Below are 12,402 nucleotides of genomic sequence, written 5' to 3' on the forward strand. Positions count from 1 at the left end.
GCCGGTCTGACCCATCAGCTGGATCGGTGCCAAGAATATGGGTCTACCTTCGGTTCGCCGCAAGCGCGCAGATATCGACCAAATGCAGCTTGCGACGGACCCGATTCCCGGATTAGCGCTCCCCAAAGGTTAATCAATCCGGGCGGGTTTGACAAAGCGCTGGACCGGCTTTTCAAGAATTTCGGCGGACTATGAAGGCCGATTCGCCATCGGCGGGACGATTGACCCGATTTTTGGCGGCGGATCTCGCGCCAGCCGCGTTCGACCGCGGCGGCGGCGGAGCCGGTCGCGAAATTTTTATCCCCGGCAATAAGGAAAGCCCCGGTCACGGCCTCCGGCACGTCGCCGCGAGCGCTATTGATGTTGCAGCGCGCCCCGACGTCGGGACGTTCCAGGACAAGAAAAAGCCCGGCGGTAATCGCCGGGCTCTTGAATTTCGAAAACGGAGCCGCCGTTAGTGGGTGGCAGCCGGCGTAAACTTCGCGACGATGCCTTCCAGCGGCTTGAAGGTCTGCTTGGCCAGATCGGTATAAAGCCCAGCGATCTTCTGGGATTCCGCCACGAACGTCTCATAGGCGGACTTGGCGAATTCGGTCTGCGCTTCGATCGCCTTGTCCATCGACTTCACGCCGGACAGTTTTTCAACGAACGACTTGGTGTCCTCAAAAGACTTCTTGGTGTAGTCGCCATAGGCGGTTGCGATGGCTTGAAAACCGTTCTGAAGCGTCGCTGCGGAAGCAGCGACGGTCTCAAGATGCTCTTTTCCGTACTGCTGAATGTCTTCAATCTTGACCATGGTGGAGTTCCTTTCCCAGACTGATGTCGAATCGATCTGCCGGGAGGTCCCGGCCCCCAGACAAATCTTTATATAGTGCGCTGCACAAAAAAGTCAATGAATTTGTGCATTGCACAAATTTCTGGGATTTCCGTCGAATACCGGGGTTTCACGCAAGCCTTTCTTAAGGTTTTGGAAACCCCGGCCACCTAACCTGATTCCGAGGCCTTGTTCGGTTCCGGGCGGGCATCCGAAATCTGTTTGAGCACAGCGCGTTAGCCAGAACAGCGGACTGATCGGCCGGCCGAGCGGAATAAGCACCCAAAGCCGGTATCTGAACAGGGAAACGGCGCCGGCCGTTGGGCATAATTTGGCCTCACGAACCGGTGATCAAGGCAGAAATTGGGACGGGGAAGTTCATGCTTCGCACAACCTTGGCTTCCTCGCGTGTTTTGCGGGTTTGCGTCTTTGGGTTCGTCGCCGCCACCGCCGCGGCCGCTTTCACCACCGATACCGCCGAGGCGCGCCGCTATTACAGGCACCATCATTATGTGCGCCACCACCAAGAGGCGCGTGAGAGCTACAGCCCGGCGTTCTCCTCCATCATCGTAGACGGCAACTCCGGCGCCACCCTTTCTTCGAATAATCCCGACGGCAGCCGCCATCCCGCCTCGCTCACCAAGATCATGACGCTTTATCTGCTGTTCGAGCGCCTCGATGCCGGCAAGATTAAGCTCGACACCGAAATGCCGGTGTCCGAGTTCGCGTCCGAGCAGGCGCCAACCAAACTCGGATTGCGCCCCGGCCAGACCATCCGCGTCGAAGACGCCATCAAGGGGCTGGTGACGCGCTCGGCCAACGACGCCGCGGTCGTGATCGCGGAAGCGATTGCCGGCGATGAAGAAGAATTCGCCAAGCTGATGACCCGCAAGGCGCGGGCGCTTGGCATGACCAAGACCGTCTATCGCAATGCTTCCGGTTTGCCGGACGATGACCAGGTGACGACGGCGCGCGATCAGTCGACGCTGGGCCGCGCCATCCAGGACCGCTTTCCGCGCTATTATCGCTACTTCTCGACGTTGGCGTTCAACTACCACGGCCATTCGATCAGCAACCACAATCATCTGCTGGGCACCGTCGAGGGCGTCGACGGAATCAAGACCGGCTACACCCGCGCGTCCGGATTCAATCTGGTGACATCGATGCACCGGGGTAACCGGCATCTGGTGGGCGTGGTCATGGGAGGCCGCAGCGGCGGCTCGCGCGATGCCATCATGCGCAGCCTGCTTGCGGAAAATCTCGAGCGAGCCTCGACCAAGCGTACAGTCGCCGCGATCGTCGAACGCAATCCTGCCGATGCCAATGCCGATGTTGCGGAAGCCGAGGCCGCCACGCAGCCCGTGCAGATGGTCCAGGGCGCTGTGCAGGTCGCGCCGGTTGCGGCCGAGCCGGCCGCGCCGCCAGCCTCTCGTTCGGCGGCACCGGCATCGCGAACGGTGATCTCCGCAGCGGCGGCTGTGCCGCAGCCCAAGTCCGATCCCGCGCCGTTTACCAACGGCGTGATTCAAACCCAGCCGATCGCGGCGATCCCCGGTTCGTCCGAGCCGATGAAGCCGGTCAAGGTGAAGACGGTCCAGATCAAAGCCGGACAGGTCAAGCTGGCCTCAGCCGGTCCGGCGCCGCCGGCCACCCCCGTCACCAGTGCCATACCGGCCCGTGCGGACGTGCCGGAGACATCGAGCGCGGTCGTCGCCAAAGCTGAAACCGGCAAGGCCGAAACGGCAAAGGCCGATACCGGCAAGACCGAAGTGGCCAGGATCGAAGCAGCCAGGACTGAAATGCCGCCGCAGCCGGCGAATCACGGCACCGGAAACGGTCTGCTTGGCGTCTTGCCGGCATCGAGTATGCCGGCCCCCGCCGCTTCGCAGGCCATGGCTTACGCCGATCCCTCCCCCCGCGCCCAACCGCAGCCGCAGACCATTCAGCAAAACGGTGCCATCAAACCAGAGGTTACCCACACCGGATGGATCATTCAGGTTGGCGCGCTGGAGAGCGAAAGCGAAGCACGGCAGCGTATCGATGCCGCGCGCAGTCAGGCCCACGGCCTGCTCAACAAGGCTGACCCGTTCACCGAACCGGTGGTCGCCAAAGGCGACAGAAAGCTGTTCCGGGCCCGCTTTGCCGGCCTCGACCGCGATCAGGCGGAAGCCGTATGTCGGGCGCTGAAGCGCAGCGACATTTCCTGCATCACGGTTCGAAACTGATCGACCCCTCCGTCCTGCCGGCTCCCGGGTGAAACCGGGGCCTTTGCAAACCTCTCGTCAAGATTTTGCGGTTAAACCTGCAGGGATGAATGATCGACCACGCCGGACAACGGCGGGCGGCGACGGGGCGTCAACCGGAGAAGCAAGCAGAAGCGGCTCGCAGCCAGCGTTTGGTGGCGTTGCCGGAGTTAACTGTGATGCGTACGAAGCAAAACTTCCTTGGCCTCGTTTACACGGGCGGCGAGGTACGTCGGCCCCCCCTGGTCGGGATGCAGTTTCTTCATCAGCGCACGGTGCGCCCGGCCGATCTCGTCGCGCCCCGCCCCCGGCTTCAGGCCAAGGATCTGATAGGCCTCCTCGTCCGTCATTTTGCCGCTCGCCGCCGAGCGGCCCTGCCCCCTTGCCGCGTCAGCCTGCGCGTCCTGACGCCAGGCGGGAAACCTGCGGTCCAGATAGCTTTCAAGTAACGGCACGCTTTCGGCATCCAGGCCCGGAATCATCGCGATCAACTGCGGCAAGTCGAATTCCTCAAGGGAATGGCCGGCATTCGGCCCGGCCACTATCTGGCCGGAAAGGCTGCCGCTGTCGTGATCGAGCGTCATCTCGAAAAACTGGGAGCGGACGCGCGATGTCTGTCCCGCCGAGCGTTGTCCGCGTGAGCCTCCGAACAGCCCGCCGATCGTACTGAATCCCGACGCGCCGAACGGGGACCAGCCCAATAATCCAGCGCCAAAGATGCCGAGCGGCACGGCGACCGCGAGTTCGCCCTTGATGCCGGTAAAAGCAGCGACCGCGAGCGCCACCACGCCGCCGCTGATCTTGACGGCGCGGGCAAGCACAACCGGATTGGCTGCGCGAAACATTTGCAGCAGCGAGTAGAGTAAAATAACGGCGACGACGCCGGCGATCAGGGTGGGCATGGCTTCAATATAGTGGGATCAACGGCAAAATACATCGCGGTGATGACTGCCCGGCCGAGCCGAGATCACGAAAAGCTCGTTGGCATTGGCAGCCCGAGGCCAATATTCTTTGGGTTCAACCGCAGCCGGATAGCGATGGAGCGCGAAAATGGCAGCGCAGGGATTGACGACCATCAGGAGCAGCCACGGGCCGCAAGAGACCATGAACAGGCTTGAGGCGGCGGTAAAGGCAAAGGGCATGACGGTGTTTGCCCGGATCGATCATGCCGCCGGCGCATCGGCGGTGGGTCTGCCGCTGCACCCGACCGAGGTCCTGATCTTTGGAAATGCCAAGGGCGGCACACCGCTGATGCAATCGGTCCAGACCATCGGGATCGACCTGCCGCTGAAGGCGCTGGTTTGGCGGGACGCATCCGGCGATACTTGGCTTTCCTACAATGATCCGGCGTGGCTGGCGCAACGACACGGACTGGGCGGGACCGAAGCCCCGATCGGCAACCTCACGGCCGCGCTGGATGCGGTCGCGAAAGCCGCGGCGGTGGGGTAACTCCCGACCTCCCGCTTCAAGCCGCCCACCGCATGGAGATCAATCGCGATCACTTCATCTGGCCAAGCAGTTTGGCCGCGCCGCTTCCGGTTTTCGACAGCCGCAGCAGCGCCTCGCGCCCGCCGGCCGCATAGGCCGCGGCGGCGCGGAGCAATTCGCGCAGTTGCGCCGCAGCACCTGGATCGAACCGGCACCACGCGCCACCGGTGAGGCGCGCGATTTCCCGGAACGCCTGTTCGGCGACGCTGTCCTCTCCCTCCTGAAACATGAACACCGGCACCTTGAGCAGACCGAGTTCGCCCGCTTTGACGCAGAGGTCGTCAACCCTCTCCTCCATGGCATCGCCGACGAACACCACCGCCCGCACCCCGGAGCCGACGGCCTCGCGTCGGGCTTCCGACAGCACCTTGCCGATCTGGGTATTGCCGCCGCGGCAATCGATCTTGCCCATCAGCTTCGCCAGTTGCGCGCTGTCGGAAATCCATCCGGTGGCGCGGCATTCATTGAGGCCGCGATAATAGACAAGGCGGATATCGAGACTGCCCAGCGCCGCCGCCTCATGAAACATGTCAGCCTGCAACGCGCAGGCCATATCCCATGTCGGCTGCCGGCTCATGGTGGCATCGAGCGCGAACACCAGCCGGCCCCTGCTGCCCGCCGCATGTGGCGACATCGCTTTCGCCCTGGCGACGAAGGCGGCGATGTCTTCCGAAGCGGACGGCCTCGTCTCCGGCAACGAACCGGCCTTGCGGCGGAGTTCGTCGGCAGATTTCGGTTTGATCGGTTCGCCGGACATGAATGCTCGCAGGTGGCTGCAAGCCTTATGTGGGCCGTGATCCCTGACCGGTCAATGCATTGAGGCGGTCAGGCTGAACGCCCAGCAATAGTCGTCAGTTCTGGGCGACCGGCGCGTAGGGCGCAACCGGCCCGGCATCGGTCATCGCTGGCGGCACTTTGACGTCCACCGGCCTGAGCGGGCTATCGTCGTCGAGGAATTTATCGAGCATCCCCTGGATCGACGCCTTTGCCTCGTCCGGACCGGTATCGCGCATGTCGTTATGCTGGAACGCAGTGCGGACGACCGTAATTCCGGCCTTCTCGCACACATCATCGGCGGGAATGACGCCGGGATCAGGCTTGAAGACGGGGTCCTTCGAGCGGAACGACAGAATCTTGAATCGGCCGTCGGTCATAAACGGCACGCGCAGATTGTCGAGCGTCACCACCTTCTTGATTTGGTCGGGATACATCTTGGCGAAGTACATCGAGATGTCACCGCCGTTGGAATGACCTACCATAGTCAGGTGGTCGTAGTCCGCGTTCGGCTGGACTTTTTTCAGCTCATCGATCGCAAAGCGGATGTTGGCGACCCCGCGATGGTACTGCGGCAGGCGGCCGACATAGAGCTCCCCGACCTTCGTCACCAAGGGCGCATCGGTCTCCAGGTCGTGCTGGATGCTGGCCACCATGTAACCGCGGGCGGCAAAGGCGTTTGCCAGGAACGAGTATTCGGTGAATTTGACGGTGTTGCCGTGATTGAGGATAGCCACCGGCAATTTGATCATGCCGGCATTGGCCTGCAATTCCTTGTCGCGCCGCACGGCGACGTCGATCTCGACCGGGCGGTTGCCGCGCGATGCGTCAGTGAACATCAACGTCTCGTGCCGAATCGCCCACCTGCTTGCGGTGAAGTAAGCGACCGCAACCAGTGCAGAAAGCGAAACAAGAACGGCAATTCCACGTTTCATATTCGTCCTCGGCTCAACGTCTCAATTGTCCGAATTTCACTGGCGAGACTCTGTGGTCTGCATACTTCCCAGTATAAGTCACACCGACGTGACAGGAAGACCAAATATTGTGACTTTGTCGCCTGATCATTGTGCGGTGCACCCGATTGTTGTGCAAAGTACCGTTCAAGATCTTTCCGGACCGGAACTACCATGGGACGCCAGATATCAAGGGCCGGTTCAAAACTTCGGTAAAGGTCCGGTAAAACAAGGGTCTGAAAAAAGGGGCAACCTGCGCTCGTGCGTTGTCCCCGGGAACGAGCCGCCGCCGCGCCAATAAGCCCGGAAGGCGGACTGCCCTGACAGTAACTTCTTACCGCTGGTTCTCAGGCGCCCAGGATGTCGTGGATCTCGAGCGGCTTGTCGACCTGGCTGAACCACTCGGCGCGGCTGGCCGCGCGGCGACGTCCGCGCTCATCGAGCGGCAGTTTCAGCTGGCGCAGCAAGCTGGTGACTTCCTCGCGCGCCGTCACATGGCCCATGTTCGGGCGGGTGCCGAGCGTCGCCTCGTCGAGGTCGTCGAGCGCGGTCAGGCCGCGCGGAAAGAATTCGCGGTAAACCACACGTTCGGCAAAGCCGTCGATCGCGCGGAAACCGAGCCGCAGCGACAATTCGTTGAGCCCATCGGCAACCAACTGCTTGTTGCGCGATCCGAGCATCGACAATCGATTGCGAACGACGATCCAGTCGGTGCTGGCGCCATCGACCTGGCGGCGCTTGCGCCGCGTATCGCGCACCATCTCCGCATAATGGCTCTCGCCGGTCACCGAATAGGTCGCGGGGTCCACGGTTCCGAGAACGTCGAAATCGAGGAAGCTGTCGTTGATCGGCGTCACCAGCGTATCGGCCATCGAGTGCGCCAGCCGCATCAGATAACTGTCGGAACCGGGGGTATCGATCACGATAAAATCAAAGGTCCGCTCGACCGCGCTCACCGCGTCCGCGAATTGCTCGAATTCGGACGACTCGTTGTCGGCGATCTGCATGGTCTGGCCGAGCTTGATGCAGCGGTGCACGGGAAGCTCGAGGCCGAGCCCGGTGCGGTTTGCCCAGGCGCGCCGGTTGTCGATGTAATGCGTGAAGCTTTGCTGGCGGCAATCGAGATCGATGGTGGCGACGCGCTGGCCGGCTTTCATCAGGGCGACAGCGATATGCAGGGCGGTGGTGGATTTACCTGAGCCGCCCTTCTCGTTGCCCAGAACAACCACATGGGCCGAGCCGGATTGACCCTGACTAGTCTGCACCAACATGCTTCGACCCCCTTTCGATATCTTCAAATTACGCGCGACCGCGGTCAAGTTAAATGCGTATCCGCTTTTTCGAATCGCTGACCGTCTGCCTTAATCATGAATCGCACGCGTGGCGCGCCCGCAACAGCCCGCACGATTTGGCGGCGGCCATCACGACCGGCCTTCCAATCGGGCCGTTGCCTGATTGGCGGCAAGGCGTCGGCCTTGATAAGGTCGGCGTTCCCGCCCCAGACTCAAGACGCCGCCGACTCCCCGACCTCACAGACCGAGCCCCGATGCCGAAAAGCCCCCTGATCGTCCGCACGGTCCCCGCGCTACGCCGCGCTCTCGATGGCCTTCGTGCGAGAAAGGCCTCGATCGCGCTGGTGCCAACCATGGGAGCACTCCATGACGGTCATGTGTCGCTGGTGCGATTGGCGAAGCGCCGCGCCCGCAGGGTCGTCGTATCGATCTTCGTTAACCCCACCCAGTTCGCGCCCTCGGAGGATTTCGGATCGTACCCGCGGACCTGGAAAGCCGATGTCGCCAGGCTAGCGGCCGAGGACGTCGACCTGATCTGGAACCCCGACGTCAAGACGATGTACCCCGACGGCTTTGCCACCCGGATTCTGACCGAAGGACCGGCGATCGCCGGGCTCGAGGACCGCTTCCGGCCGCATTTCTTCGGCGGCGTCACCACCGTGGTCGGCAAGCTGTTTACCCAGGTCAGGCCGGATTCCGCGATTTTCGGCGAAAAGGATTTCCAGCAATTGCGGGTGGTGACGCGGATGGCTGATGATCTCGACCTCGGCGTCAGGGTGATCGGCTCCAGGACCGTGCGCGAACGCGACGGGCTCGCGATGTCTTCGCGCAACGTCTATCTGTCGCCTGAGGAGCGCCGGGCCGCGCCGGTTCTTTTTGCTGCCATGAAAGAGAGCGCCCGCCGCCTGCGTGCGGGCGATCAGTTCGAACCGGTGATGGCCGGCGGCATTGAACTGATCACCGGCGCCGGGTTCACGGTGGACTATTTCGAGGTCCGACACGCCGAAACGCTCGCACCGATCGCCTCGGCAATGGACGGACCGCTGCGGATCCTGGTTGCCGCAAAGATCGGAAAGACCCGCCTGATCGACAACATCGGGGTCTGAAGTCTGCTTCCGACGCCGTAAGCGCGACGCTTAGAGCAGACCGAGGTCGCGCAATTCGCGGCGCATCGGTTCGGGCATCGCAGCGACACTGGCGGCGGCGGCCTTGCCGAGGTCAGGCGGCGCGGCATCTTCGGTGAAATAGCGCCAGCCCTGGAACGCCCGCATCGGCCGCGGCGATACCGCGATCACCTTGGGCTGCATCACCAGCCGACATCGCCCGATACCGTCCCGATCGCGGAACGGTTCAATCGCGATGAGTTTCTCGCGGGCAGCGATTTCACCGCGGATGACCCAGTAAAGCGAGCCCCCCGCGAGCAGCTCCTCGACGCGCTTCGGCGTCATTCGGGTGATGTGAATATGGTGCGGTGGCAGGCCTTTTTTCCTGGCGGCCTGGATGCGTTCGGCGACCCAGCCCTTGAGTTCCTTCACAGACTCGCAGCCGACGGCAAGCTTGATGAGATGAAGCGGCATATTCCTGACGTTAGCGATCCGGGCTGGCTTTTGAAAGGATCAATCGTTCGAAGCTGCGGGAGCGGCTGCCGCTGGCGCGATCGAGACCGGCGCGGATGGGCGCGCGGGCTTCGGCGCCGGCTGCTTTTTTGCCGCCGCCAGGGCGGGCGCCGTCGCCGGGGTCGGGCGTGGCGCGGGCAATGGCGCGTTGGCGGCCGGCGCGGTCGCCCGCGGTGTCGATGAGGTCGAAGCCACGCCGGGCTCCGGCGTCATGATGCTGACCGGCGGGGTCGAGGCCGCGGTCGGAAAGTCGGCGTTGGTGGGTTTGCCCGTCGGCACCCCCGGGACCAGGGCTGCGACCGGCGCTGCCGCTGGCGGCGCATTCCAGGTCGGCGCGTAACGCGAGACCAGGCCATCGTAGACCCGCTCATCCATGTTGGCCACGATCTGATGGCGATCGGTCAGCGCCTGGAAAGCCGCGCAGTCCGACGGCGTACAATGCTCGCGCACGGCAAGCGCATACGCCATCAGCCCGTACCGGTCGCGCTCAATCGCGTGGCGCAGCGCCTGCAGCTCCGGTGTCATGTTCTTGTTGGCGGCCGCCACGTCACCGAATGCCGTCAACCGGGTAATTTGCATGGCCGCGTAGGATAACGCCGCGGCGGCCGACTCGGCGGAGCCGAACAACGCCTTCTCGCACGCGGCCAGAACCGCCTCTCCGGCCAGATCGTCGACACAGGACAATGCCGGCAGGGTAGCGATCATCAGCGGAGGTGACCGGCTCTCCGCGGTCGTGCCCGGGCTGCCCGAACCGAAACCACGGATCGTCGCCGCCGCCGCGATACCCGCGGCCAGCAACGTGATGACCGTCAGCGCGCCGTTGGCCACCGATTTCTCGGCGCGCAACAGCGCAATGATGACGATTACCCCGAAGAATCCCGCCGCGGCCAGCGTCAGCCACATCGGAAAGGTCGGCGAACGCCAGATCTGATCGAGCGAGGTGACCCAGGCCCAGTTCATGCGCGATGTCCCTCAACGCAGCATAAAACGCATTCGGCGAAGGTGGACGCCGATTCTCTCGCGCTCAGCTTCTCGCAGAATGATTCCGCGAACGGGGCCTTTTGACGGCGGGCGGAACGGAGAGCTATTTCACCCGGCCGTGCGCTTAATTTTCAGGAAACGGCGAGCTGACTTTCCTTGGCCACCCGTTCGAACGCTTCGGTCGAGCTTTTGATTCTGTACTGGCAATCGTCGCCGTCGGTCGGAAGCAACCGGATCACCTCATAGGTTCCGCTCGCGGCGGGACGTGCGACATTGCTGGCCGTAAAGTAGACAGTCTCACCCACGTTGTATTTATGCTTCAACGCCCTCTCCATTACGCAAAAACGTCGGCGCCGCCCACGGTCCCGCTTGCGTCAACCGACTGAAAAACAGCGGCTGTATAGCACGGCGTGGGTCTTTTTGACCAGTTACATCAGCACATGGCAAATACGATGATTTTGCAGGTTTTTCAGGGGGATAAACGCCGAATCGCGGGTTCCGGAACCGGACGCGTGCTGGTCGGCAAAGCCAAGCCCCCGCGCCGGCCAAGACGGCGGTTATAAGGGCGCGATGGGCAGCGCCTCGGCCGAAAGGCGCCGAGGCGGAACCGGCAGCCCGAAATCAGCCAAATGGATCTTCAGGCGGTATGCGGCAGCTTGCCGTCGGGACTGGCGTGGTCGACCGCCTTGGGAAGTTGCTGCGCCAAGATCTGGGTGATCTGATCGACCGGAATATTGTACTTTGCGGCCAATTGCCTGACGGTGTCGCTGCCCAGCACCTGCTGCAATTGCTCGGCCGTGATCGGCAGGTTTTGACCGTTGCCGATCCAGGACTTGACCTGATCGCCGAGACCCGCCTGCTGCAATTTGGCAACGATCGCGGAAAGGCCGCCCTGACTGCCATTGCCGAGCACTTCGCTCAGCACGACAGGAAGCACGGCGCTCTCTATCTGGCCGAGTGCGCCCTTGAACGCGGGTGAATTTTCCAATGAATCGAAAATACCCATGGTCATACCCTTTCGCTGACTGCGCGACGTCGGTCTGAAATTCAGATCGCTTTCGCAGCCTGCCGTCAAGACACGATGCGGCCGAAATCCGCAACTCACAGGGCTTAGACTGTCTCAAATTTGTCAATCACCAGAGTTTCGGCGAGCCCCGCGCTGGTCCATTCCTGAAACGCCGGCAACGCCATCATCGTATCCATGTAACGCTGCACCTTGGGCGTCACCGCGATCGCGTAGCTGCGAAAACGATGCACCACCGGCGCGTACATGGCGTCTGCCCCGCCGAAGGCGCCGAACAGATACGGCCCGGATTTGCCAAAACGCTCGCAGCACTCGGTCCAGATCTCTTGAACGCGCGCGATGTTGGCGCGGGCGTCGGCCGACAGTTCGATGGCACCCACCGGCCGACGCAGGTTCATGCCGCACTCGTTACGCAGCGCCGCGAAACCCGAATGCATTTCCGCCGAAATCGAACGCGCATGCGCCCGGTGCGCCTGCTCTTCGGGCCACAGCCGGAGTTCAGGAAACCGCTCGGCGAGGTATTCGATAATAGCCAGCGAATCCCAGACCGTGACGTCGCCATCGATCAGCACCGGCACCTTGCCCGAGCGCGTAAAGCCAAGAATCCGCTTCTTGTCGGCGTCGCCGGTGTAGAGCGGAATGAAAACCTCCTCGAAGGCGATGCTGTTGGCGCGGAGCGCCAGCCACGGCCGCATCGACCACGATGAATAATTCTTGTTACCGATCACGAGCTTCAACGACATGCGAAACATCCCTTCTTGCGATGGCATTGTGCCATGGCGCGCGGCGCGCATTCAAGGCGTGCCTGCACCGATCGCGCCGGTTGCCGCGATCAACCAGGCATGGCAGCATTTACGGGGTTGGAGGGGGCCGAAGCATGCGCGCGTATCTGGTCGATATTCTGGCGGTCGGCTTCTTCATCCTGGAGTGGACGGTCTACGCGCTCACGCTGGAGCATTCCGCATACGGACGCGACAGTCTGTCCGCCCGCATGCATGTCTACCGCGAGGTGTGGGTCCGCCGCATGCTCGAACGCGAAGCCCGCATGGTCGACATGCAGATCATGGCATCGCTGCAAAACGGCACTGCCTTTTTTGCGTCCACCAGCCTGCTCGCGGTCGGCGGCGCGCTGGCGCTGCTGCGTTCAACCAACGAGGCGCTGGCGGTGCTCGGTGCGCTACCGATCGATCTCAGCCCTTCGCCCGCGCTCTGGGAAA

At 62.6% G+C, this 12,402-nt stretch carries 15 protein-coding genes; 5 read left to right on the plus strand and 10 right to left on the minus strand.

Annotated features, from left to right (window positions below; translation table 11 throughout):
- Positions 1-191: 191 nt before the first annotated feature.
- Entirely contained in the window at positions 192-458 is a 267-nt protein-coding gene (locus E8A46_RS02930; protein WP_291557222.1) for a hypothetical protein, read from the plus strand.
- Here the strand turns inward: E8A46_RS02930 and E8A46_RS02935 are convergent.
- A complete protein-coding gene (locus E8A46_RS02935; RefSeq protein ID WP_291557225.1) occupies positions 455-796 on the minus strand; it encodes a phasin family protein in 342 nt (113 codons plus the stop codon). The two genes, E8A46_RS02930 and E8A46_RS02935, sit on opposite strands and share 4 nt — an antisense overlap.
- Before the next feature lie 398 nt (positions 797-1,194).
- Here E8A46_RS02935 and E8A46_RS02940 point away from each other — a divergent pair, with 398 nt between their 5' ends.
- Positions 1,195-3,039 (plus strand): serine hydrolase, encoded by a 1,845-nt coding sequence (locus E8A46_RS02940; protein ID WP_291557228.1) that lies wholly within the window; start codon positions 1,195-1,197, stop codon positions 3,037-3,039.
- 188 nt (positions 3,040-3,227) lie between these two features.
- Here E8A46_RS02940 and E8A46_RS02945 read toward each other — a convergent pair whose 3' ends face one another.
- Positions 3,228-3,959, minus strand: a complete 732-nt coding sequence (locus E8A46_RS02945; RefSeq protein ID WP_291557231.1) for a DnaJ domain-containing protein — start codon at positions 3,957-3,959, stop codon at positions 3,228-3,230.
- A gap of 148 nt (positions 3,960-4,107) precedes the next feature.
- On the opposite strand from E8A46_RS02945, the gene E8A46_RS02950 reads away from it, so the two are divergent.
- A complete protein-coding gene (locus E8A46_RS02950; RefSeq protein WP_291557234.1) occupies positions 4,108-4,506 on the plus strand; it encodes a DUF302 domain-containing protein in 399 nt (132 codons plus the stop codon).
- A gap of 49 nt (positions 4,507-4,555) precedes the next feature.
- Here the strand turns inward: E8A46_RS02950 and E8A46_RS02955 are convergent, their stop codons facing one another.
- The 3 genes from E8A46_RS02955 to E8A46_RS02965 all read right to left on the minus strand — a co-directional run bounded on the left by E8A46_RS02955 (position 4,556) and on the right by E8A46_RS02965 (position 7,543).
- Positions 4,556-5,302 carry a VWA domain-containing protein gene (locus E8A46_RS02955; protein WP_291557237.1) on the minus strand — a complete coding sequence of 249 codons (747 nt, stop codon included), beginning with the start codon at positions 5,300-5,302 and terminating at the stop codon, positions 4,556-4,558.
- A gap of 94 nt (positions 5,303-5,396) precedes the next feature.
- Positions 5,397-6,254, minus strand: coding sequence for an alpha/beta fold hydrolase (locus tag E8A46_RS02960; protein ID WP_291557240.1), 858 nt, complete (start codon positions 6,252-6,254; stop codon positions 5,397-5,399).
- A gap of 365 nt (positions 6,255-6,619) precedes the next feature.
- On the minus strand, positions 6,620-7,543 hold the full coding sequence (locus E8A46_RS02965) for a division plane positioning ATPase MipZ (protein WP_291557242.1): 924 nt from the start codon (positions 7,541-7,543) through the stop codon (positions 6,620-6,622).
- A gap of 275 nt (positions 7,544-7,818) precedes the next feature.
- On the opposite strand from E8A46_RS02965, the gene panC reads away from it, so the two are divergent.
- Positions 7,819-8,670: a pantoate--beta-alanine ligase gene (panC, locus tag E8A46_RS02970; protein ID WP_291557244.1), complete on the plus strand. Its 852-nt coding sequence runs from the start codon at positions 7,819-7,821 to the stop codon at positions 8,668-8,670.
- A gap of 30 nt (positions 8,671-8,700) precedes the next feature.
- On the opposite strand, the gene E8A46_RS02975 is transcribed toward panC, so the two are convergent.
- The 5 genes from E8A46_RS02975 to E8A46_RS02995 all read right to left on the minus strand — a co-directional run bounded on the left by E8A46_RS02975 (position 8,701) and on the right by E8A46_RS02995 (position 11,928).
- The gene (locus E8A46_RS02975; RefSeq protein WP_291557246.1) at positions 8,701-9,141 is read right to left on the minus strand and encodes a DUF1489 domain-containing protein; all 441 of its coding nucleotides are present in this window, start codon (positions 9,139-9,141) and stop codon (positions 8,701-8,703) included.
- A gap of 39 nt (positions 9,142-9,180) precedes the next feature.
- Positions 9,181-10,140 carry a hypothetical protein gene (locus tag E8A46_RS02980; RefSeq protein WP_291557249.1) on the minus strand — a complete coding sequence of 320 codons (960 nt, stop codon included), beginning with the start codon at positions 10,138-10,140 and terminating at the stop codon, positions 9,181-9,183.
- Positions 10,141-10,292: 152 nt separating this feature from the next.
- The gene (locus E8A46_RS02985; protein ID WP_291557251.1) at positions 10,293-10,496 is read right to left on the minus strand and encodes a hypothetical protein; all 204 of its coding nucleotides are present in this window, start codon (positions 10,494-10,496) and stop codon (positions 10,293-10,295) included.
- A gap of 302 nt (positions 10,497-10,798) precedes the next feature.
- Positions 10,799-11,167 (minus strand): YidB family protein, encoded by a 369-nt coding sequence (locus E8A46_RS02990; protein WP_291557253.1) that lies wholly within the window; start codon positions 11,165-11,167, stop codon positions 10,799-10,801.
- Between the two features lie 104 nt (positions 11,168-11,271).
- Positions 11,272-11,928: a glutathione S-transferase family protein gene (locus tag E8A46_RS02995; protein WP_291557256.1), complete on the minus strand. Its 657-nt coding sequence runs from the start codon at positions 11,926-11,928 to the stop codon at positions 11,272-11,274.
- Positions 11,929-12,062: 134 nt separating this feature from the next.
- Here E8A46_RS02995 and E8A46_RS03000 point away from each other — a divergent pair.
- A partial coding sequence (locus E8A46_RS03000) for a DUF599 family protein (RefSeq protein WP_291557257.1) occupies positions 12,063-12,402 on the plus strand: 340 nt, incomplete at its 3' end.

Origin of the sequence: Bradyrhizobium sp. (assembly GCF_004799445.1) — a bacterium.
Lineage (GTDB): Bacteria > Pseudomonadota > Alphaproteobacteria > Rhizobiales > Xanthobacteraceae > Bradyrhizobium.

Coding starts and splice junctions, on each gene's coding strand:
- E8A46_RS02955 (WP_291557237.1), bottom strand. CDS start 5,302: ATGTCCGGCGAACCGATCAAACCGAAATCTGCCGACGAACTCCGCCGC.
- E8A46_RS02945 (WP_291557231.1), bottom strand. CDS start 3,959: ATGCCCACCCTGATCGCCGGCGTCGTCGCCGTTATTTTACTCTACTCG.
- E8A46_RS02940 (WP_291557228.1), top strand. CDS start 1,195: ATGCTTCGCACAACCTTGGCTTCCTCGCGTGTTTTGCGGGTTTGCGTC.
- E8A46_RS02965 (WP_291557242.1), bottom strand. CDS start 7,543: ATGTTGGTGCAGACTAGTCAGGGTCAATCCGGCTCGGCCCATGTGGTT.
- E8A46_RS02985 (WP_291557251.1), bottom strand. CDS start 10,496: ATGGAGAGGGCGTTGAAGCATAAATACAACGTGGGTGAGACTGTCTAC.
- E8A46_RS02990 (WP_291557253.1), bottom strand. CDS start 11,167: ATGGGTATTTTCGATTCATTGGAAAATTCACCCGCGTTCAAGGGCGCA.
- E8A46_RS02980 (WP_291557249.1), bottom strand. CDS start 10,140: ATGAACTGGGCCTGGGTCACCTCGCTCGATCAGATCTGGCGTTCGCCG.
- E8A46_RS02960 (WP_291557240.1), bottom strand. CDS start 6,254: ATGAAACGTGGAATTGCCGTTCTTGTTTCGCTTTCTGCACTGGTTGCG.
- E8A46_RS02995 (WP_291557256.1), bottom strand. CDS start 11,928: ATGTCGTTGAAGCTCGTGATCGGTAACAAGAATTATTCATCGTGGTCG.
- E8A46_RS02975 (WP_291557246.1), bottom strand. CDS start 9,141: ATGCCGCTTCATCTCATCAAGCTTGCCGTCGGCTGCGAGTCTGTGAAG.
- E8A46_RS02930 (WP_291557222.1), top strand. CDS start 192: ATGAAGGCCGATTCGCCATCGGCGGGACGATTGACCCGATTTTTGGCG.
- panC (WP_291557244.1), top strand. CDS start 7,819: ATGCCGAAAAGCCCCCTGATCGTCCGCACGGTCCCCGCGCTACGCCGC.
- E8A46_RS02935 (WP_291557225.1), bottom strand. CDS start 796: ATGGTCAAGATTGAAGACATTCAGCAGTACGGAAAAGAGCATCTTGAG.
- E8A46_RS02950 (WP_291557234.1), top strand. CDS start 4,108: ATGGCAGCGCAGGGATTGACGACCATCAGGAGCAGCCACGGGCCGCAA.